Source organism: Nocardia sp. NPDC059177 (genome assembly GCF_042755165.1).
GTDB lineage: Bacteria > Actinomycetota > Actinomycetes > Mycobacteriales > Mycobacteriaceae > Nocardia.
The window spans coordinates 51,953-72,622 of sequence record NZ_JBHZBX010000005.1 but is presented as its reverse complement, the minus strand read 5'-3'; the positions used below and the strand labels follow the sequence as shown (position 1 = coordinate 72,622).

At 68.9% G+C, this 20,670-nt stretch carries 20 protein-coding genes and 1 riboswitch; of the genes, 11 read left to right on the top strand and 9 right to left on the bottom strand.

Annotated features, from left to right (window positions below):
* Nucleotides 1–14: 14 nt before the first annotated feature.
* Both ACFXK0_RS08275 and tnpA read right to left on the bottom strand, forming a co-directional pair.
* On the bottom strand, nt 15–1,940 hold the full coding sequence (locus ACFXK0_RS08275; protein ID WP_379409269.1) for a S9 family peptidase: 1,926 nt from the start codon (nt 1,938–1,940) through the stop codon (nt 15–17).
* 331 nt (nt 1,941–2,271) lie between these two features.
* Nucleotides 2,272–2,688, bottom strand: a complete 417-nt coding sequence (tnpA, locus tag ACFXK0_RS08270) for an IS200/IS605 family transposase (RefSeq protein ID WP_379409267.1) — start codon at nt 2,686–2,688, stop codon at nt 2,272–2,274.
* A gap of 22 nt (nt 2,689–2,710) precedes the next feature.
* Between tnpA and ACFXK0_RS08265 the strand changes: the two genes are divergently transcribed.
* Nucleotides 2,711–3,859: an RNA-guided endonuclease InsQ/TnpB family protein gene (locus tag ACFXK0_RS08265; RefSeq protein WP_379409265.1), complete on the top strand. Its 1,149-nt coding sequence runs from the start codon at nt 2,711–2,713 to the stop codon at nt 3,857–3,859.
* A gap of 124 nt (nt 3,860–3,983) precedes the next feature.
* On the opposite strand, the gene ACFXK0_RS08260 is transcribed toward ACFXK0_RS08265, so the two are convergent.
* Together ACFXK0_RS08260 and ACFXK0_RS08255 are read right to left on the bottom strand one after the other, a co-directional pair.
* A complete protein-coding gene (locus ACFXK0_RS08260) occupies nt 3,984–4,511 on the bottom strand; it encodes a hypothetical protein (RefSeq protein WP_379409264.1) in 528 nt (175 codons plus the stop codon).
* Between the two features lie 29 nt (nt 4,512–4,540).
* Nucleotides 4,541–5,626, bottom strand: coding sequence for an S-(hydroxymethyl)mycothiol dehydrogenase (locus ACFXK0_RS08255; RefSeq protein ID WP_379409262.1), 1,086 nt, complete (start codon nt 5,624–5,626; stop codon nt 4,541–4,543).
* 160 nt (nt 5,627–5,786) lie between these two features.
* On the opposite strand from ACFXK0_RS08255, the gene ACFXK0_RS08250 reads away from it, so the two are divergent.
* Nucleotides 5,787–7,061: a LuxR C-terminal-related transcriptional regulator gene (locus ACFXK0_RS08250; protein ID WP_379409261.1), complete on the top strand. Its 1,275-nt coding sequence runs from the start codon at nt 5,787–5,789 to the stop codon at nt 7,059–7,061.
* Nucleotides 7,062–7,207: 146 nt separating this feature from the next.
* Here ACFXK0_RS08250 and gndA read toward each other — a convergent pair whose 3' ends face one another.
* Nucleotides 7,208–8,653, bottom strand: coding sequence for an NADP-dependent phosphogluconate dehydrogenase (gene gndA, locus ACFXK0_RS08245; RefSeq protein WP_379409259.1), 1,446 nt, complete (start codon nt 8,651–8,653; stop codon nt 7,208–7,210).
* Nucleotides 8,654–8,820: 167 nt separating this feature from the next.
* A riboswitch (TPP riboswitch) is annotated at nt 8,821–8,917 on the top strand.
* On the opposite strand from gndA, the gene ACFXK0_RS08240 reads away from it, so the two are divergent.
* From ACFXK0_RS08240 to ACFXK0_RS08210, 7 genes are all read left to right on the top strand, one after another.
* Complete coding sequence (locus tag ACFXK0_RS08240; protein ID WP_379409258.1) at nt 8,908–9,615, top strand: TenA family protein; 708 nt, start codon at nt 8,908–8,910, stop codon at nt 9,613–9,615. Its footprint overlaps the riboswitch before it by 10 nt.
* Nucleotides 9,612–10,634 carry an ABC transporter substrate-binding protein gene (locus ACFXK0_RS08235; protein ID WP_379409256.1) on the top strand — a complete coding sequence of 341 codons (1,023 nt, stop codon included), beginning with the start codon at nt 9,612–9,614 and terminating at the stop codon, nt 10,632–10,634. The genes ACFXK0_RS08240 and ACFXK0_RS08235 overlap by 4 nt, the downstream gene beginning before the upstream one ends.
* A complete protein-coding gene (locus ACFXK0_RS08230; protein WP_379409255.1) occupies nt 10,612–11,454 on the top strand; it encodes an ABC transporter permease in 843 nt (280 codons plus the stop codon). The genes ACFXK0_RS08235 and ACFXK0_RS08230 overlap by 23 nt, the downstream gene beginning before the upstream one ends.
* Nucleotides 11,447–12,250 carry an ABC transporter ATP-binding protein gene (locus ACFXK0_RS08225; RefSeq protein WP_379409254.1) on the top strand — a complete coding sequence of 268 codons (804 nt, stop codon included), beginning with the start codon at nt 11,447–11,449 and terminating at the stop codon, nt 12,248–12,250. Before ACFXK0_RS08230 ends, ACFXK0_RS08225 begins: the two co-directional genes overlap by 8 nt.
* A 77-nt stretch (nt 12,251–12,327) precedes the next feature.
* A complete protein-coding gene (locus ACFXK0_RS08220) occupies nt 12,328–13,611 on the top strand; it encodes a class I SAM-dependent methyltransferase (protein WP_379409252.1) in 1,284 nt (427 codons plus the stop codon).
* 105 nt (nt 13,612–13,716) lie between these two features.
* Nucleotides 13,717–14,142, top strand: a complete 426-nt coding sequence (locus tag ACFXK0_RS08215; protein WP_379409251.1) for a DoxX family protein — start codon at nt 13,717–13,719, stop codon at nt 14,140–14,142.
* Between the two features lie 41 nt (nt 14,143–14,183).
* Nucleotides 14,184–14,759, top strand: coding sequence for a TetR/AcrR family transcriptional regulator (locus ACFXK0_RS08210; RefSeq protein ID WP_379409250.1), 576 nt, complete (start codon nt 14,184–14,186; stop codon nt 14,757–14,759).
* A gap of 11 nt (nt 14,760–14,770) precedes the next feature.
* Here ACFXK0_RS08210 and ACFXK0_RS08205 read toward each other — a convergent pair whose 3' ends face one another.
* The 3 genes from ACFXK0_RS08205 to ACFXK0_RS08195 form a co-directional block, all read right to left on the bottom strand.
* On the bottom strand, nt 14,771–15,697 hold the full coding sequence (locus ACFXK0_RS08205) for an acetoacetate decarboxylase family protein (RefSeq protein ID WP_379409248.1): 927 nt from the start codon (nt 15,695–15,697) through the stop codon (nt 14,771–14,773).
* A 63-nt stretch (nt 15,698–15,760) separates the two neighbouring features.
* Nucleotides 15,761–16,462, bottom strand: a complete 702-nt coding sequence (locus ACFXK0_RS08200) for a type 1 glutamine amidotransferase domain-containing protein (RefSeq protein ID WP_379409246.1) — start codon at nt 16,460–16,462, stop codon at nt 15,761–15,763.
* A gap of 206 nt (nt 16,463–16,668) precedes the next feature.
* Nucleotides 16,669–18,087 (bottom strand): FUSC family protein, encoded by a 1,419-nt coding sequence (locus ACFXK0_RS08195; protein ID WP_379409245.1) that lies wholly within the window; start codon nt 18,085–18,087, stop codon nt 16,669–16,671.
* Between the two features lie 73 nt (nt 18,088–18,160).
* Here ACFXK0_RS08195 and ACFXK0_RS08190 point away from each other — a divergent pair, with 73 nt between their 5' ends.
* Both ACFXK0_RS08190 and ACFXK0_RS08185 read left to right on the top strand, forming a co-directional pair.
* Nucleotides 18,161–18,679, top strand: coding sequence for a MarR family winged helix-turn-helix transcriptional regulator (locus ACFXK0_RS08190; RefSeq protein ID WP_379409243.1), 519 nt, complete (start codon nt 18,161–18,163; stop codon nt 18,677–18,679).
* Between the two features lie 153 nt (nt 18,680–18,832).
* Entirely contained in the window at nt 18,833–19,729 is an 897-nt protein-coding gene (locus ACFXK0_RS08185; protein WP_379409242.1) for a tyrosine-protein phosphatase, read from the top strand.
* A 41-nt stretch (nt 19,730–19,770) separates the two neighbouring features.
* Here the strand turns inward: ACFXK0_RS08185 and ACFXK0_RS08180 are convergent, their stop codons facing one another.
* Complete coding sequence (locus tag ACFXK0_RS08180; RefSeq protein WP_379409241.1) at nt 19,771–20,565, bottom strand: IclR family transcriptional regulator; 795 nt, start codon at nt 20,563–20,565, stop codon at nt 19,771–19,773.
* Nucleotides 20,566–20,670: the final 105 nt, after the last annotated feature.

The following is a 20,670-nucleotide window of genomic DNA, read 5'->3' as shown; positions in this document are numbered from 1 at the left end:
GGTGCGGCGCAGCCTCACCGCGCCTCGGTGGCGCAGCGCCCACCCAGGTACCGGCCGAAATGTCGTTCCACGGCACGGTAGAACCGGATCTGGTTCTCCGGGTTGGCGAAACCGTGGCCCTCGTCCTCGGCGAGGAGGTACTCCACCGGGACGCCGCGCTCGCGCAGCGAGGCGACGATATTGTCGGATTCGGCCTGCACCACCCGAACATCGTTGGCGCCCTGGGCGACCAGCAGCGGCGTACGGATACGGTCGGCCATGGTGAGCGGTGAGCGGGCCAGCATGTCGGCTTCCTGGGCGGGGTCCGCAGGGTCGCCGACATACCGGTACCAGCTGTTGACGTTGTAGGGCCGGGTGAACGGCGGGAGGGTCCGAAGGAAGTTCGCGAGATCCGAGATTCCCACGTAATCGACGGCGGCGGCGAAGTATTCGGGGGTGACGGTGACCCCGACCAGGGCCGCGTAGCCGCCGTAGGAACCGCCCATGATGCCGATCCGCTGCTGGTCGGCGTATCCCTGGGCGACCGCCCAGTCGGCGGCGTCGACGAGGTCGTCGTGCATGGCGCGGGCGAATTCACCGATCGCGGCGGTGAGATGGTGCTTCCCGTAGCCGGTCGAGCCACGGAAGTTGACCTGCAGCACTGCGTAGCCGCGGTTGGCGAGGAACTGCGCCGACGGGTCGTAGCCCCACGTGTCGTGCGACCACGGGCCGCCGTGGACCAGCAACACCAGCGGCAGGCTCCGTGGTTCGACACCGACCGGCAGGGTGAGCAAGCCGTGCAACGGCAAGCCGTCGCGGGCGGGGAAACCGACCGCGGTCATCGGCGCCGCCGCCGCGGGGTCCCGGCGCGGATAGGCGCGGAACAGCTGCCGGGCAGCGCCCGTCGCGTGATCGTAGAACCAGGTCACCGCCGGGTCGCGGTCGTGGACGAAGGTCGCGACCCAGCGTCGCTCGGACTCGTCGGAGGACAACGTGCCGAGCACACCGTCGGAGAGCCGGGCGAGACCGGCGTAGACCTCGGCGAAATGGGGGTCGATCACTTCGATCCGGGGCCGGTCGCCGACGAAACGCGCCGCGAGGACCTCACCGGTCCGCCTGCTGCGGAACACCGTGGGCGGCAACACCTCCGGCGCCATCGTGCCGGTGATGTCGAGACTGTGTCCCGCGAGGGCGGCGACCACGGTCTGCTGTCCGGTCTCGCGATCGATGCGGACCAGGCGCAGATCATCGGAATCCTGGTAGGCGCCGACCAGCAGTCCCGTCCCGTCCGGGGTCACCAGCTGCGGCTGCACACCCACCGGATGCTCCGCACCTCCCATGCGGCACAGCGGCCGCTGGTCCCCGGTGCCGGGATCGATCGCGCGGAACTCGACGGCGCCGTCCTGGGTCACCTGCGAGACGAAAGCGGGCTGATCGCGACGGTCCAGCAGGACGGCGTCGCCCAGTTCGGTCTGCGGCAGATGCAGCGTGGTCGTCCCGGTGGCGACATCGATGCGGAAGATGTCGATGTACATGGGCCGCTGGTTCATCCACACCAGCACGGTCCCCGGCTCCTCGACCGAGGGTTCGGCGCCGAACACCCGGGAGCCGGACGCCAGCGGCGTCAGGTCGACGGCCGGTTCGTCCGGCGCGTCGAGGTCGACCCGGTACAGGTGCCAGTCCTCGTTGCCGTCGGTGTCCTGCAGGTACAGCAGCCAGCGCGGATCGTCGGTCCAGTAGTAGGTGGTGATGCCGCGCCGCGCGTCGTGGGTCACGCACACCGCGTCCGCGTGGTCCTCGTCGATCCCGCGCACCCACACATTGCGCCGTCCGTGCGCAGGGGCGCGATAGGCGATGCGGGTACCGTCCGGGGAGATCGTCGCCCCGGAGAACTCCGGATCGGCGAAGAACTCCTCGACGGCGAACAATTCGGGCCTGGTTCGGGTCTTCGACGTCGTCACGTGCGGCTCCTCCGGGTCGGGGACAGTCGTCGGCGGGCTCGGCGACCCACGATCGGTTATACCCGCAGCGGCGAATGGCCCCAGAGCGCCGACGGCTACTGTCCTGCCACGCCGCGTGCCCCACCTCGCCGAGTTCGGCGATCGTCGCGTCCATCGGGCGAGATCATCCCGTCGGTGCGGTCCTATCTCATCGGCCGCGCCTTCGGCGGCAAATGGGACGGCACCTATGTGATCGAGGACCTCGCCGGCTACCGGAATGTGGGCTGGTGCTCGGCCGTTTATGGCGGGGTTGAAGACCCACGCGAGAGGCCCGCCAAGGGCCGAGCGTTCTCTAAACGGGGCCGCCGTGCTGCTCGATGTACTGCTGCAGCACCGAGATCGGGGCACCACCGACCGAACCGGCGAAGTAGGAACCCGACCACAGTCGTTGCCCCCGCCAGTAGTGCTGGACCAGCTCGGGAAACTCTTGGCGCATCCGCCGCGACGACACGCCTTTGAGACTGTTCACCAATTTCGATAGGGCGACCTTCGGCGGGAAGTTCACGAGCAGGTGGACATGGTTGGCTTCGCCGTTGAACTCGACCAGCTCGACCTCGAAGTCCTCGCACACCGACCGCATGATCGCCTCCATGCGGTCGAGATGGTCGGGGGTGAACACGCGATGTCGGTACTTGGTAACAAAAACCAAATGGGCATGGAGAACAAAAAGACAGTGTCTACCAGTGCGAATAGTGTTTAAATTAGCCATAAACCAATGCCATCTTTTCGGTGTGCAGATTCGTTACCAGTACCGCCTCAACCCCACCCCGGGGCAGCAGGGGGCACTGGCGCGGGCGTTCGGATGCGCGCGGGTGGTTTACAACGACGCGATCGCCACACGCGAGCGGGCACATCGGGACGGTTCGCCGTACCCCAAAGACGCGGAACTGTCGAAAGCTCTCACCGCAGTGAAGAAGACACCCGAGCGTGCATGGCTTACCGAGGTGTCGTCGGTGGTGTTGCAGCAGGCCCTGGCCGACGCGAACACCGCCTACCGCAACTTCTTCGCCTCGATCACCGGGAAACGGAAAGGCCCGAAACTCGGGGCACCCCAGTTTCGGTCGCGCCGCGACAACCGGCAGGCGATCCGGTTCACCCGCAACGCGCGGTTCGAGATCACCGATGGCGGGAAGTTGCGGTTGCCGAAGATCGGCGAGGTGAAGGTTCGTTGGTCGCGACCGTTGCCGTGCGAGCCGAGCAGTGTCACGGTCATCAAGGATGCGGCCGGGCGATACTTCGCGTCATTCGTGGTCGAGGTCGCCCCCGCACCGCTGCCGGAGGTGGACGCCGAGATCGGTATCGACCTGGGGCTCACCACCTTCGCGGTCCTGTCCAACGGCAAGACCATCACCTCTGCGAAGTTCCTGCGCCGCGATGAACGCAAACTCCGCAAGGCGCAGCAGGATCTGTCCCGCAAGGACAAGGGCAGCAGCAACCGGGCCAAGGCCCGTATCCGTGTCGCCAAGACCCACGCGAAGGTGAGCGATGCCCGCAGGGACTGGGCGCACAAACATTCCACGACGATCATCCGCGAGAACCAAGCGGTCTACGTCGAGGACCTGTGCGTCAAGGGTTTGGCACGGACCAGGTTGGCGAAGTCGGTGCACGATGCCGGGTGGGGCATGTTCACCCGGATGCTGGAGGAGAAAGCCGCCCGGTACAGGCGGACGTTCGCGAAGGTCGGCCGGTTCTTCCCATCGTCGCAAACCTGCTCGGACTGCGGGCGAGTGGACGGGCCGAAACCGTTGTCGGTCCGGGCCTGGGCCTGCCCGTGCGGGGCGGTTCACGACCGCGACTTGAACGCCGCGAAGAACATCCTCGCCGCCGGACGGGCGGAGAGGCTAAACGCCTGCGGAGAGACGGTAAGCCTTTCCGCCTAGCGGGAAGCACGACTCGATGAAACAGGAACCCACCGACAGCGCCCCGGGCGCTGGTTGGAATCCTCGGCCTTCAGGCTGGGGAGGACGTCAATGGGAGTACCTCATCCACTGGGGCGACACCGGTTCAGTCGGGCAGGCACCAGATGGGTACAGCGCGCTCGATCCCCGCCGCCTCGAGCTCGGCCGGAGTGAACCTCCGGTCCGCACGATCACCGAGCAGCCCACGCAACAGCAGATCCAGCAACTCCTGATGCTTGTCCCGCGAAACCTCCACCGCCGCACGCAATTCGAATCCGAGCTCCCGGTGCGCCGCGCCGATACCCAGCCCGTCCAGCTGTTCGAGCAGCGCACCAGCCACGAGGTAGCCGTCCCACGGACTCCCGGTCCGCAGCAACGACTCCACGGCATTGAGCAACAGCCCGTGCACATACCGCACCGGCCCCGGCCCGACCGCCGCACGAGACGTCGGCAGCTCGGCCGCGAACAACCGGCACAGCCCCTCGAAGTAGGCGCGCCGCTGCGCGGCCAGTGGGCGCGGATTCCGTTCATCGGTCACCACATCCACGAACGCGTCCCGCAATGCCCCCAGCCCGAACCACGCCGGCGGGTTGGGCATCAAGCTCGCGTACTCATCGTCATCCGGTAGCACCACCGCATTCTCCCCGGCTCCGGACGACACCGCTACAGGACGACGACCGAGCGCAGGACGTTGCCGGAGTGCATGGTGTGGAAGGCGGTTTCGACCTCGTCGATCTTGATGCGTTCGGAGACGAATCGGTCCAGCGGGAGGCGGCCCTGGCGGTAGAGATCGACCAGGGTCGGGAAGTCGCGTTCCGGCAGGCAGTCTCCGTACCAGGACGATTTCAGGGCACCGCCGTGGGAGAAGAAGTCGAGCAGGGGCATCTCCAGGCGCATGTCGGGGGTCGGGACACCGACCAGGACCACCGTGCCTGCGAGGTCGCGGGCGTAGAAGGCCTGGGTCCAGGTTTCCGGGCGGCCGACGGCGTCGATCACCACGTCGGCGCCGAAGCCGCCGGTGAGGTCCTGAATCGCGGCGACGACATCGGTGCCGGTGGCGTCGACGACGTGGGTGGCGCCGAGATCGGTTGCCCACGAGAGCTTCCGGGTGTCGCGGTCCACCGCGATGATGGTCGACGCACCGGCCAGGCGCGCACCGACGATCGCCGCGTTGCCGACACCGCCGCAACCGATCACCGCCACCGAGTCGCCGCGGCCCACCGCGCCGGTGTTCACCGCGGCGCCCAGCCCGGCCATGACGCCGCAGCCGAGCAGTCCGACGACCGCCGGGTCCGCCGTGGGGTCGACCTTCGTGCACTGGCCCGCGTGCACCAGCGTCTTCTCCGCGAAGGCGCCGATGCCCAGCGCGGGCGTCAGTTCGGTGCCGTCGAGCAAGGTCATCTTCTGCTCGGCGTTGAACGTGTCGAAGCAGTACTGTGGCCGGCCGCGCTTGCAGGCACGGCACCGCCCGCACACCGCACGCCAGTTCAGGACGACGAAATCGCCGACCGCCACCGAGTCGACCCCCTCCCCCACGGTCTCGACGATGCCGGCCGCTTCGTGACCGAGCAGGAACGGGAACTCGTCGTTGATGCCGCCCTCCCGGTAGGTCAGGTCGGTGTGGCACACCCCGCACGCGGCCACGGCGACCACGACCTCACCCGGCCCGGGATCGGGGATCACGATGTCGGCGAGTTCGACGGGGGCACCCTTCGAACGGGCGATCACTCCACGTACCTGCTGTGGCATAGCGCTGCGGTTCCTCCGTGCTCGGTGCGGCCTGTCCTCCGGAACGGTAAGTGGTCTGGACCGGGGCCGTGACCTGGCCGGAAGACGGGTCGGACCTATCCCGAATGCCAGGGCAGCCGACCGTGGCTCTCCAGGTTCGCCGACCGGTAGGGTGGGGCGAATGTCGGAGTCGATCGTGTCGGCAACCGCGGACGGCGCGACGCCCTTACGTGCTCTCCGCGATGTCTTGGTGGGTCCGCTGCCCGAGATCGCCCGGCGATTCTCCCGCCTGCTGGCTGCCCGCTGGCCGCATTCCGCGCTGGTGATCTTCACCCACGAATGCACCGGCCGTCCCCGCAAGGTCGCGGGTGCCGCGAGTGTCGTCGACCGGATCACCATCGGCGAACTCGACGACGTGAAGTCCGTGCTCGACCCCGGTTCGGCGGCGGAAACCGTCGCCGCGATCGGTGGCGTCCGGCGGAAGGTCTGGGCCGTGCGGGATCCCACCGACACGCTGCTGGTCCTGGTACCACGCGCGCCCGCCAAGGAATTCACCGAATCAGCTGAACTGGCAGCGCTTTTCGGCATTGTCGCCACGTCTATCCGGCATCAGGTCACCCAGGCGAGCCCGGACTACCTGGCCGAATCCCGCGCCGCGTCGAGCGAGCGGGCGCGCACGATCGCCGAGCTGACGGCCTCGCACGAGTCGGCGCTGGTCGCCGTCCTGCACACCCTGCGTTCCCGCGGCCTGGACGACACCACCGCACGCCTGGCCGCGGCCGACTCCGCCTCTCGAGCCTTGCTCGCGCTGCGATCCATGCAGCATTCCGACCGCGAACTCTCCGAAGAACCAGCCGCTACGGCCTTTTCGCGGCTGCGCAAGGAAACCCGCCAGCTTCTGCGGCATCACCCCGCGCAGGTCGACTACGTGCCGCCGGTTCCGGGCGATGTCGCGCTACCCGGCGAAATCGCCTCCGCGGCACTGGCGATGACCCGCGCGACAGTTCTGGCATTCACCACGCAGCCGGCCTTGACGCGCGTGCGGATCGCCTGGACATGCGCGGGTTCCACGCTCACCATCGACGTCCGCGACCAGGAATCCGGCGAACTCGACACCTCGGCCCTGCGCCACCGCTTGCAGGACCGCTGCCGAACACTCGGCGGTGAGCTCCGCATCGAAACCGTGGCAGGCTGGGGCAGCCGGGTCGGCATCGATCTGCCCCTGCACGCACCGGCCGCCCACCCCGGGACGCATCGGCTGGCCGCACTGAACAAGCGGGAACGCGAAGTCCTGGCATTGATCAGCGCGGGCAAGCGGAACAAATCGATCGCGGACGAACTCGGCATCGCGGAGAGCACCGTCAAATTCCATGTCGCGGGCGTCCTGCGCAAACTCGACGTCACCTCCCGCGGCGAGGCCGCCGCGCTCGGCAGACCAACGACGGACACCGCCTAGCGCCGAGTGATGGAAGCGGTGCGGCCTCCGGTCTGCGGTCCGTGGGCCACACCGCTCTCACAACATACCAACCTCACTGTGCAACAACGCATTTCGTGGATGCCGGATGTGAGGTACCCCACCTCCGGCAGGCACGTCGCCGGTGCTCAGTCGGCGGCGACCTCGCTGCGGTCACCGCTCCAGAGCGTGTGGTACTTGCCGTCGGCGTCGATGCGCTCGTAGGTGTGGGCGCCGAAGAAGTCGCGCTGGCCCTGGGTCAGCGCGGCGGGCAGGCGCTCGGCGCGCAGCGCGTCGTAGTAGGACAGCGAGGACGCGAACGCCGGGACCGGGATACCGAGCAGGGTGGCGGTGGACACCACGCGCCGCCAGCTGTCGATCGCGGTTTCGATCGCGGTGCGGAAGTACGGCGCGAGGATCAGGCTCGGCAGCGCCGGGTCCTGCTCGTAGGCCTCCTTGATCCGGTTCAGGAACCGGGCCCGGATGATGCAGCCGCCGCGCCAGATCGTCGCCAGATCGCCGGGACGCAGATCCCAGCCGTATTCGGCGCTGCCCGCGGCGATCTGGTCGAAGCCCTGTGCGTAGGCGACGACCTTGGAGGCGTAGAGCGCCTGGCGGATGTCCTCGGTGAACTGCTCCACATCGGTGGGCTTGGCGGAGAGGGTGCCCGAGGCCAGCCCGACCGCGGCCTTGCGCTGGGCGCGCGAACCCGACAGCGCCCTGGCGAAGACCGCCTCGGCGATGCCGGTCACCGGCACGCCGAGGTCGAGCGCGGACTTGACCGTCCAGCGGCCGGTGCCCTTCTGCTCGGCCGCGTCGACGATGATGTCGACCAGCGGCTGCCCGGTCTTGGCGTCGACCTGCGCGAGCACCTCGGCGGTGATCTCGACCAGGTAGCTCTCCAGATCACCGGAGTTCCACTGCGTGAACACCTGGGCGATCTGGCCTGCGTCGAAACCGAGTGCGTCCCGGAACAGGTGGTAGGCCTCGCCGATCAGCTGCATATCGGCGTATTCGATGCCGTTGTGCACCATCTTGACGAAGTGTCCCGAACCGTCCGGGCCGATGTGGGTGCAGCACGGGGTGCCGTCGACCTGCGCCGCGATCGACTCGAGCAGCGGGCCCAGCGACTCGTAGGACTCCTTCGGTCCGCCCGGCATGATCGCCGGACCGTTGAGCGCGCCCTCCTCGCCACCGGAGATACCCGCCCCGACGAAGTTCAGGCCGCGCGCGGCCAGGGCGGCCTCGCGCCGGATGGTGTCGGTGTAGAGGGCGTTGCCGCCGTCGATGATGATGTCGCCCGGCTCCATCGCGGCGGCCAGTTCCTCGATGACGGTGTCGGTCGCGTCACCGGCCTTGACCATGATCAGCACGCGCCGCGGCTTCTCCAGCGCGGCGACGAACTCCTCGACGGTCTCGGTGCGGACGAAATCACCGTCACCGCTGTGCTCGGCGAGCAAGGCGTCGGTCTTGGCCACGGAGCGGTTGTGCAGCGCGACGGTGTAGCCGTGCTTGGCGAAATTGCGGGCGATATTGCTGCCCATCACGGCCAGGCCGGTGACACCGATCTGCGCACGCGCGGTAGAGGTCGACATTGATCAGCTCTCTTCGTTCGGCGGGTCCGACGGGTACGGAAGACGACTTCCTTCCCCCGCCAAGTTACTGGGTGCCGATCCGCGGCCGAACACTTACCACCGTCACCGGGACTGTGCGCGCAACCGGGCCGCGCCCGCGTGTCGGTGGGCGCTGCTAGGGTCGGTCGAGTTCCGACACGGGGTGTCTCGCGACCGCGAGGCTGAGAACAGACCCGCCGAACCTGTCCAGGTCATGCTGACGAAGGGATGTCACGGTGTTGCACGCCCACACCACAACCACACGCCTGTTCACCGACCGCGTCTGGGACCGGACCGAATCCCTGCGCGGTGCGATCGACGACCTGGAATTCCTGCGCCTGCTCGGCGAGGGCACCCTGCCGCTCGAGGTGTTCCGCACCTACATCGAGCAGGATTCGCTGTATCTGACCGGGTACTCGAAGGCGCTGGCGCTGCTGGCCGCCAAGTCGCCGGACCCGCAGACCGCGGCCTTCTGGGCGAGCTCGTCGGCGAATGCCGCCGCGGTCGAGTCGGCCATGCACGAGCAGCTGCTCACCGGTGGCGTGCTGCCCCCGAGGCAGGGCACGCCGGAGCATTCGCAGACCTGCCTGGCCTATGTCTCCTATCTGATCGCCGCCGCCGCGACCGAGTCCTACGCCGTGGCCGCGGCGGCCGCGCTGCCCTGCTTCTGGATCTATGCCGAAGTAGGTCGCGACCTGGCCGAACGCGCCGCGCAGGTGATCGCCGCCGATCCCGCCCACCCGTACGCGCAGTGGGTCACCACCTACGGCGCCGCGGAGTTCCAGCAGGCCGCGGCCACGGCTCGCGTGCTGGTCGACGCGGCCGCCGCGGCCGCGAGCGAGCCGGAGCTGGCGGCGATGGAGCAGGCCTTCGTCCTCGCCGTGCGCTACGAGTTGATGTTCTGGGACACCGCCCTGCATCCGCAGCCTTGGCCCGCCGCATGAACGGGCGGTTGCGCCGCGCGCTCGCGGTCCTGGCGACCACGGTCGCGACCCTGTCACTGCTCACCGCCTGCGGCTCGGGCGGGCACTCCGAGCACACCATCCGGTTCGCGCTGGACTGGACGCCGAACACCAACCACGTCGGGCTCTATGTCGCGTTGCAGCGCGGCTACTTCTCCGAGGCCGGCCTGGATGTGCAGGTCCTGCCGTACAACAACACCGCGGTCGACACGATGATCGATGCGGGCAACGCGGAATTCGGGATCAGCACCCACAATTCGTCGACCTTCGCTCGCGCGTCGGGCGCGCAGGTCAAGTCGGTGCTCGCCCCGCTGCAGCACTGGGCGACGGGCATCGGGGTGCGCGCCGATCGCGCCGACCTCGCGAGCCCGAAGGATCTCGACGGCAAGATCTACGCCGGTTTCGGCGACCCGGGCGAGCGGGAGGCGTTGCAGCAGGTCATCCGGAACGACGGCGGCACCGGCGATTTCACCTCGGTGATGCTGGGGTCGTCGGCCTACGAGGCGGTCTACTCCGGCAAGGCGGACTTCACCGTCTCGTATCTGGCCTGGGAAGGGATCGAGGCCGAACACCACGGCACCCCGATGCGCTACTTCCGGTACACCGACTACGGTTTCCCGGACGCCTACGCGATCGTGATCGACGGCAACGAGGAATGGCTGGCCCAGAACCCGGACCGCGCCGCCCAATTCGTGCAGGCGCTGCAACGCGGCTACCAGTTCGCCGCGGACAACCCGGACGCGGCGGCCCAGGATCTCATCGACGCCAATCCCGGCGCGTTCACCGACGAGTCGCTGGTCTTCGAGAGCCAGCGCATGCTGGCCCAGCAGTTCATGAAGGACGCCGACGGCAAGGTGGGCAGCCAGACACTGGAGCAGTGGTCGGCGAATTCGGGCTTCCTGTATCGGGGTGGTCTGCTGACCGGTCCCGACGGAAAGCCGCTGACCACCGAGCCCGACTGGTCGACCTATTTCACCAATGAGTACCTCGCCACCCCGTGAGCCGTCCGTAGACCCCTCGCCGCTGGTTCCCGACGGCGGGACGGGTCGCTGGGCGGGGATCCGGTGGGCGGTGCCGTCGGTGGTCACGGTGGCGGTGCTCGTGGTGATCTGGCAGGTCTATGTCACCAGCAGCGGTGTGCGTCCGCAGGTGCTGCCCTCGCCGCTGCGGGTCGTCGAGCAGGGGTGGGCGCACCGCGACGAGATCGGCACCCATGCGGCCGCCACCTTGCAGGTGACGCTGGCCGGGTTCGCGGTGTCGCTGAGTCTGGCGTGGCTGCTGGCGGTGGTGGTGGACTTCTCGCCCTGGCTGCGGCGGGCACTGGTGCCGCTGTTCGTCGCGTCGCAGACCGTGCCGATCGTCGCGATCGCGCCGTTGATGATCATCTGGTTCGGCTTCGGTCTGCTGCCGAAGATCCTGGTGGTCGCGCTGGTCACCTTCTTCCCCATGGCCATCGGCCTGATCGAGGGCTTCGCGGCGGCCGATCGTGACGCGGGCGCGCTGCTGCGGAGCATGGGCGCCTCCCGGTGGCAGGTGTTCCGTTATGTGCGGCTGCCGTCCGCGCTGCCGCGCTTCTTCACCGCGTTGCGGATCGGGATCACCTACGCGGTGGTCGGCGCGGTGTTCGCCGAGTACGTCGGCGCGAGTGCCGGTCTCGGCATCTACATGAGCTTGCAGAAGAATTCGTTCCGCACCGACCTGGTGCTGGCGGCGGTGCTGGTCACGGCGCTGCTGAGTATCACGCTGTATCTGTCGACGTTCGCGATCGAACGCCTCGTCGCACCCTGGTCGCGGGCACAGAACAGGAGCCGGCATGACTGACGCCGACGCCGATCGGATCGTCGTCGACCGGCTCACCAAGTCGTTCCCGCAGCCCGGCCGGCGCCCGGATCTCGCCGTGCTCGGCGGGGTGTCGTTCACCGTCCGCTCGGGCGAGTTCGTCACCGTCATCGGGCCCAGTGGTTGCGGCAAGAGCACCGTGTTCAACCTGCTGGCCGGACTCGACTCCCCCGGCTCCGGCAGCGTCGGTTTCCGCGCGGCCGACGGCGAGAACACCGCGTCGCACTGCGCCTACATGCCGCAGAAGGACCTGCTGTTCCCCTGGCGAACCGTCCTCGACAACACCATCCTCGGCCTGCTGGTCCAGGGCGTCCCGAAGGCGCAGGCCCGGCAACGTGCGCGCGAGCTGTTCCCGGTGTTCGGCCTGTCCGGTTTCGAGGACGCCCGTCCGTCGCAGCTGTCGGGCGGGATGCGGCAGCGGGCCGCACTGCTGCGGACCGTGGTCCAGGAGCGCGAACTGCTGCTGCTCGACGAGCCCTTCGGCGCGCTGGACTCGTTGACGCGCACCGAGATGCAGTCGTGGTTGCAGCAGGTCTGGCAGCGCTACCGCTGGATGGTCCTGATGATCACCCACGATGTCCGCGAGGCGGTGTTCCTGTCCGATCGGGTGATCGTGCTGTCGGCCCGCCCGGCCACCGTGCGCCACGAACTGCGCATCGACCTGCCGCGGCCCCGCGAGCTGTCCACCATCACCGCCCCCGAATTCGTCGCACTGGAAGAGGAACTCCTCGCTGTCCTGCACGAGGAGTCGCGCCGGGGATTCACCGCACAGCGGTAACCCGACCGGGATCTGCGAACGACGCGTGGACCGCGTCGTTGCCCTCCCCGCGGCGCGGAACGGGCCATAGTGGTCGGATGGGTAACCAGGCCACGGTCGCTGCCGCGTTCGAGCCTCTGCTGCGAGCCACCTTGGGTCCGCGGCCCGCCGTGGGGTTCGAGTTCTGGGACGGCAGCACGATCCGTCCCGAGACCGGGAACCACGGCATCATGCGGGTGCGCTCCGAAACGGCGCTACGCCACCTGATCTGGGCACCCGGCGAACTCGGCCTGGCACGTGCCTACGTCTGCGGCACGGTGGATCTCGACGGTGACATCTTCACCATGCTGCGGGCGCTCCAGTCGACCGCGCCCAACGACGCCCGGCTCGGTCCCGGCGCTGCCTGGCAGGCGCTCGGCGCGGCACGGCGGCTCGGGGCGCTCGGGCGCCGCCCACCGTGCCCACCGGAGGAGGCCCGACCGCGGCGCGGATCGCTGCACACCAAAGGCCGGGACGCGGCGGCGATCAGTCATCACTACGACGTCGGCAACGATTTCTACCGGCTGGTGCTCGGGCCGAGCATGACCTATTCCTGTGCCAGGTTCGTTCCGGACGAGGACGGCTCACTGGAGGCCGCCCAGCGCGCCAAACACGATCTGGTCTGCCGCAAACTCGGTCTGGCCGAGCAGCCGGGTCTGCGCCTGCTCGATGTGGGATGCGGTTGGGGTTCGATGGCGATGCACGCGGCGGGGACCTACGGGGCGCGCGTCGTCGGCGTCACGATCAGCACCGAGCAGGTCGAACTGGCCCGCCGCCGGGTTGCCGAGGCCGGGCTGTCGGACCTGGTCGAGATCAGGTTCGCCGACTATCGGGACCTGCGCGGCGAACAGTTCGACGCCATCTCCTCGATCGGCATGTTCGAGCATGTCGGCTCGCGCCGCGCCGCCGAATACTTCGACACACTGCGCGCCCTGCTGGGCCCGCGCGGACGGCTGCTCAACCACGCCATCTCGTCACCGGGCGGCTCGGTCATGCGGCGTCGTTCCTTCATCGGCCGCTATGTCTTCCCCGACGGCGAACTCCTCGACGTGGGCGAGGTGGTACTGGCCATGGAACGCGCCGGATTCGAGGTTCGTGACGTCGAGTCGCTGCGCGAACACTACGAACGCACCCTGCGCAACTGGGTCGCGAACCTCGAAAACGCTTGGGAACAAGCGGTTTCACTCGCCGGTGCGGGACGAGCGCGCATCTGGCGGCTCTATATGGCGGCCTCCGCACTGGGATTCGAGGATGGCGGACTCGGGATTCACCAGGTGCTCGGTGTGGTGCCCGACGCGACGGGGAACGCCGAGATGCCCGCGACACGACGTGGGTGGGGCTGAACATTCCGGACATTCCGGCCCGGCGGCGATGAATTCGTGGGTGATGGCCCGTCCTAACCGATAACCGCGCACACACCGAGCGCGCACGATCCGAAGGACGAGAAAATGACCACTACCGCTGCCGCCGCGAACCTCTCCAGCGCCACCGCCTACCGCCCCGGGAAGACCCGCAACCGCGTGCTGTGGACATTGCAGGTAGTCCTCGGCCTGTTCTTCATCATCGCTTCGGGTGGGCCGAAGCTGGTCATCCCGAACACATTGATGGAGAACCCGCCCCAGAATCTGACCATCTCGTTCGGGCTGCTGATCCTCATCGGCGTCGCCGAGGTGGCCGGCGGTATCGGCCTGATGGTGCCGCGCCTGAGCGGCTTGGCCGCGGCCGGTCTGTCCGTGCTGACCGTGCTCGCCGCCGCGTCACAGGCCTTCCTCGCCGGACTGCCGTCGATGGCGATCTTCCCGCTGGTGCTGGCCGCGATCTTCGCCTGGATCGCCTACGAACGCCGCGCCACGGTCACCTCGCTCCTGCGCTGACGGCCCGTGTAAGCGACGTCAACACTTGCTAGATTGATCCCATGACACCGTCGAGCACCTCGTATCACCACGGCGATCTCCCCGCCACGCTGGTGCGCGCGGCCGTGGAGCTCCTCGAGGAAGACGGCGCGGCGGACCTCTCGCTCCGCGCGGCCGCGCGCCGGGCCGGGGTGTCCACGGCCGCGCCGTACCGGCACTTCGCCGATCGCGACGCGCTGCTGTCGGCGGTCGCCGCCGTGGGGTATCGCGAGCTGGCCGAACAGCTCGTGGCCGCCGGTCCGGCGCCGAGCACGCCGGAGGATCTCGCCGCGATCGCCGTGGCCTACGTACGCTTCGCGCTCGCTCGGCCCGCCCTGTTCCGGGTGATGTTCGCCGATCCCTGCGATCCGACCAGCCCGGAACGCGTGGCCGCCACGACGTCGATCCACCAGTATGTCAGAGCGATTGTGCGACAGGTGTTTCCCGACGGCGACGAGGAATCCCTCGCGACGGCGATGTGGGCGCTGGTCCACGGCCTGGCCTTCCTCTACCTGCACGGGAAGTTCGACGCCGAGGCACTCGAGGATCGCGTTCGCGCCACCGTTTTCGCGGTCATCGAGCTCCCCCGCCCCGCCTGAGGCGCACCAGCTCAGCTGTCGCCTGAGCGGCTCGGTACGGAAGTCGGGACCGGCATGTGCAGGGCCAGTTGACCTTCCGTGGTCACGTCCAGCCGGATGGTCTTGATCAGTGCGAGCGAGCGCAGGTCCTCGGACAGGCGCCCGCGGCCCAGCCGCAGGTCGACACCGCGCGGGAAGCTCGTACTGCCGGCCGCGAGCAGGTTGGTCTGGCTCAGCGTCGAGAACCACGCACCGTCCATGGTGGTGTAGGAGGTCAGCGACGAAACCCGTTCGCCGCTGCGGTATCTCGTCTGCTTCGGCGTGGCGACCGACAGCGACAGGTCGGTGTCGCCGTTGTCGCCGGCCACCCGGGCCGTGGTGCGGGTGGCGTCGATGTCGACGTCGACCTCGGTGACCCATTTGGGGAAACCGTAGCCGTCGTGCCCACGCACCCGGGCGATCTCGGTGCTCACCGGGAGTGAGAACACATAGGAATCGAGGTGATCGGTGTCGAGGCCGGTCACCAGATCGGCGAAGCCGAGCCGGCCGTGGCGGGCGGGCCGCACGGCGACGCCGACCCCGACCTCGGTGTAGAAGTCGATATCGCACATGTCGTACCGGAAGAACATGGCCGAGACCAGGCCGATGCCGGGCGCCACCTCCAGCGGCGCCAGCTCACGCGGCAGCCGCGCGCGGATCGCCCGGGAGCGGGCCAGCATCGTCAGCCGCGCGCTGGACATGCGGTAGTAGTAGTTCGGGGTGTAGGTCTCCCCGATCCGCGAATCGACCCGGCTCTTGGGCAGACGCCGGAAGTAGTCGACGCCACTCACCCGCGGATCGCGGGCGACCTCGTCGAGGTCGGTCCGCATCCGATAGCGGTCGTACAGGCCGCCTTCCGGAACGGTGACTACGCGGCCACCGAGTTCCACTTCGATCGTGCCTGGACGAGTCGCTGACATCGGCGTAGCTCCTTGCTGACGGTCCATTGATGTAAGCGACGTTAACTTCAGATGTAAGCGCTGTCAACGTGTGAGGTCGGCGATCAACCGATCAGCCAGCTCCGCCGACGACCCCGGGTTCTGCCCGGTGTACAGATTTCCGTCGACCACGATGTAGGGCCGCAGCGGAATCAGCCCCTTGGAGTAGTCGACGCCCAGTTCTTTCAGCCGGTCCTCGAGCAGCCACGGCGCCTTGCGCGCGAACCGGTTGAGCAGCTCCTCGCGATTGGACAGCCCGGTCATCCGGCGGCCCGCGAACGGCGAAACACCGTCGGGTCCGGTGGCCGCCGTGATGGCGGCCGGCGCGTGACACAGCAGCGCGAGCGGTCGACCGGAAGCCAATCGATCGGCGAGCAGCGCACCGGAGGTCGCGTCGTAGGCGAGGTCCTCCATCGGGCCGTGGCCGCCGGGATAGAAGACGAGATCGAAATCGCCGGCATCGATGGTGTCGAGCGCGACCGGCGTGGCGAGCTCGTTCCGGATGCTGTCCAGGTAGCGCTGCACCTCGCGGCGTTTCCACGGCATGCCACCCGCGATGCCGACACTCAGCCGATCGAGGGTCGGCGCTTTTCCTCCGGGGGTCGCATTGGTGACATCCCAGCCGGCCCGGCGGAACGCCCGATGCGGGACGGCGACTTCCTCAGCCCAGTACCCGGACGGATGCACCGTGCCGTCGTTCAGGGTCCAGCGGTCCGCGGCGGTGATCACCATCAGAACCTTGGTCACAATTCCTCCTGATGCGGTCGAACCGAGAGGGATGCGGCACCTGCGGGCGGAATGACGCCGTCCGGATCGTCGACGTAGAGCAGGTCCACGGCCGAATGTTTTCGGCGCTTACATTAGTCTCCGGGGGGTCCGTCGTCAACGGAGCAGCGCCGGCCGGGACCAGCCGATACCTCCAGGCGCACACCCATGACCAGGGCAGACAACGGTCAGGCAGCGGCGAGATGCCGGCGGTCGGATCGGCTGATGGTCACCGCCGCGACGAGGATGCCCATCGCGACGCCGATGAGGGTGTCCACAATGCGGCTGACGCCGAGCCCGGGGGTGATGTCGGCACCGAGGCCGACCATCAGCAGCGCCAGCGGCGTGACCGCGAGCGAGGTGAGGGCATAGTTCCGGGTGGCCATCATCTCGGCGCTCACCTGGAGCACGACGATCACCAGGGCGGTCGCCCAGTAGCCGATGCCGACGCCGATCAGCAGGGCGCCGAGGATCGCGCCGCAGACATTGCCGAGCAGTCGCTGGATGCCACGCTGCACGGTCATCGCGTACGAGACGCCTTGGAGGGCGGCGAGCGCGCCCATCGAGGCCCAGAGGGGGTGGTGGAGTCCGGCCGCCGCGGCGAACCAGCCCGCACAGGCCGAGGCGAGGGCGATGCGGGCGGCGTTACCGAGGACCGTGCGCGAGCGCAGCCCGGACCGGCCGGTCGCCAGGAAACCCAGGGGCCGGGGCAGGGTGGACGCCGTGATCTCGCGGTCGAAGATGACGCTGCGGCGCTTGACCTTTCGCAGTTCGGCCTCGTGGCGGACCACGTCGAGCAGCCGGGCCGGGTCGCCCGCCGTCCACTCGTCGACCGCGGTCTCGGCCTCGTCGAGCAGGGCGACGAGATCGCGGTGATGGCGTGCATCGACCTCCCGGACACCGCTGAGCGCCAGCTTCTCCCGCGCCTGCGCGATGGCGCCGCGAGCGGGTGCCACCGACCCGCCGCGGTCGAGTGCGGCGACGGCCGAGAGCGCCCGCGCGACCGCCAGGCGGGCCGGGCCCAGCGGCAGCACCAGCAGCGGTGCCGTCTGCGCGAGCAGTCCCACCCCGGCCCCGATCGCCGCGGCCAGGCAGGCGCGCGCGAGATCGGCGGGCGCGGTGACGTAACCGACGGCCGCGGTGGCCGCGAAGACCAGGATCACCGGTCCGGGCCCGGTGATCCGGAACGCCGACACCCACATCGCCGCGACCGCGGCGCCGACCGACATCAGCGCGACCTCGGCCCACATCGGCACCCGTGCGAGCGCGAGTAGCCCACCCCCGGCGACGAAAGCGACAACCAGCGCGCCGACCAGCGACACCTTGGCCGTCACCCGGACCATCGGCTCGTGCCGGGCGAAGGCGGAGGCCAGCGCCCCGAGCACCGCGAACCCGACGTACTGGCGCAAGTCGAGCAGGCCACAGCCGATGAACACCAGCGCCGCGGCGACACCGACACGCAGGGAGGCGGCGACGGTCGCGTCCGCCGGTCGCACCTCGAGCGCGCGCCGCCAGGTCGCGGCGGAGACCGAGTGCGCCAGGGCGCCACCGGAGTGCCGCAGCCGGGCGGTGGCGGGACGGGGCGGGTTCGACAGATCGGTGGGCACGTCCCCATCCTAAATATATTTCACTAGTAAAATACATATGAAATAGTGTGAAACCGGTCGCTAGGATGGACCCATGGGCGACACCTCCCCCGATTTCGTCGACAGCGTGCGAGCCGAATGGGCTCGCGCCTACCCCCTGGTCGACACCTCGACGGTCGAGGTGATCGGACGCATCAACCGGATCAGCGCGCTGGCATTGCACCAGCTCGACCGCGCACTCGCACCCAGGGGCATCACCCGCGGCGAGTTCGAGGTCCTGTGCGCGCTCGCCCGCGCCGACCGCCCGCTGCGCGCCAGCGAGGTGACCGCGCGGACGATGACCAGCAATGCCGCCACCACCAAGAACGCCGACCGGCTGACCAAGATCGACCTCATCGAACGGCTGCCGTTCGAGCGGGACGGCCGGGTGGTGCTGATGCGACTGACCCCCGCCGGACGCGAACTCGTCGACATCGAACTACCGAACCGCGCCGACCGGGACCACCGACTGCTGGCGGGCCTCGACGAGCAGGAGCGCCGCACCCTCGCCGACCTGCTGCGCCGGGTGTCACACAACACCGACGCCGCCGCCGTGCAGGCGCCCGGGTCCTGATTCGTCCATGCCGCCGGGCCCGGCACCCGTGAGTGGCACCTCCGCGACCGAATTCCGCTGTCCCAGACACTGATTCCGGTCCTGTCAAGACGCAATCCCGGCCAACGATTGTGCCGCTCGGTCAGGGCCGCAGCGTCATTACCGTCCCTGCACGTGAAAGCAACTCGTACGCAACGCACGATCGTCGCCGTGATGTCCACCGCCCTGGCCTGCCTCGCGCTCACCGCCACCGCCGCCCTGCCACCGGCGACGGCGACCCCGGGCGCGAGCGGCCAGATCGTCCTGGAGGGCGCGGTCAATGTCCGCGACATCGGTGGTCACCGCACCTACGACGGGGAAACCGTCAAGTCCGGCAAGGTGATTCGCGCCGACGCCCTCGCGGGGCTGACCGACGCCGACATCACCACCTTGGCCGACCGGAACCTGCAGTCCGTGGTCGACCTGCGCACACCAGGGGAGGTCCAGTTCATGGGTGCCGACCGGCTGCCCGATGGCGTCGAGCTGGTCGCGCGGCCGATCGACGACACCGGCCTGTTCACCCAGATGTCGCAGGTCATCCAGTCCAAGGACCCGCAACGCCAGCAGGAGGTGCTGGGCAACGGCGGCGCCGAGCGCATCATGAGCGGTGTCTACGCCAGTTTCCTGACTGCCGAGTCGCGCACCGCGTTCGGCGACACCATCCGTGAGATCGCCGCCACCGACGGCCCGCTGCTGTTCCACTGCACCTCCGGTAAGGACCGCACCGGGTTCCTCACCTATGTGGTGCTGCGGGCGGTCGGGGTGCCCGAACGAACGGCCCGACAGGACTATCTGCGCTCCAACGAGTTCCGCGCCGCCGCCGACGCGAAACTGCGGGAGCAGGTGAAACAGGCCGGCTACATGCAGAATCCGGACCTGCTCATCCCGCTGCAGGAAGTCCGCGACGACTATCTCGACACCGCCGTGCAGGCGCTGGAACAGCAGTACGGCAGCTTCGGCAAGTTCCTCACCGAGGGTCTCGGCATCGACGGGATGACCCTGGTGAAACTGCGCAAGAACCTCGTCGACTGACACCGGGTGGGTCAGGGGTCCCGCGATCCCTGACCCATCTCCTACGTCCGGACAGCCCGCGCGGACTCGTCGGCCACCTCGACGAGCAGCCGCGCCAGCCGGCTCGTGCCGGGCGCGCGTGCGCCGCCGAGACGGCCCGACAGCGACAGCGCCGCGATCCCACCGTGGCCACCGGCGCGGATCGGCACCGCGACGCACACGATGCCGAGCAGCGACTCCTCCCGGTCGAGGGCGACTCCCCGATGCCGCCGGACCCGGTCCAGTTCGCCGTGCAGTTCGGCGCGGTGGGCGATCGTGTGCGAGGTGCGCCGCGGCAGCCGTTCCGGGAAGGCCAGTTCGACGACGCTCGGCCGCAGCGTGGCCAGCAGCGCTTTGCCGACCGCGGTGCAGTGCGCGGGCAGCCGGCCGCCGAGCCGGGTCGCGATATTGTCGCCACTACGGCCGACGGCCTTGTCGATGATCAGCACTTCGGGCCCGTCGAGCACGCCGAGGTGCGCGACCATGCCGGTGCGCTGGCACAATTCGTGCAACCGCGGTCCCATCGCGTCGCGGATCTCGTTGTGTTCGATGGCGAGTCCGCCGAGTTCCAGTGCCCGGTTCCCGAGGCGGTAGCCGCCGGGTGCGTGCGCCAGCCAGCGCAGCCGGATCATCTGGTCGATGATGCGGTGCACGCTGGACCGGGGCAGACCGGTGCGTTCGGCGACATCGACCAGGGTGCGCATCGGCGCGGGCCCGTCGAAGGTGTCCAGGATCAGCGTCATCCGCTCGATCATCGATACCGGTGTGCGGCCGGTGTGTGCCACCGACCTGGGTGCTGTGTGCGCGTCGACCGTCATGGTCACCTCACTGCTGTTCGCTGTGCTGTGGCATCACTGTGCCGTCGTGGCGGCGCGCGGGAATCGCGGAAACTACGGAGATCGGGTGGGGCGGCTACGGAAATC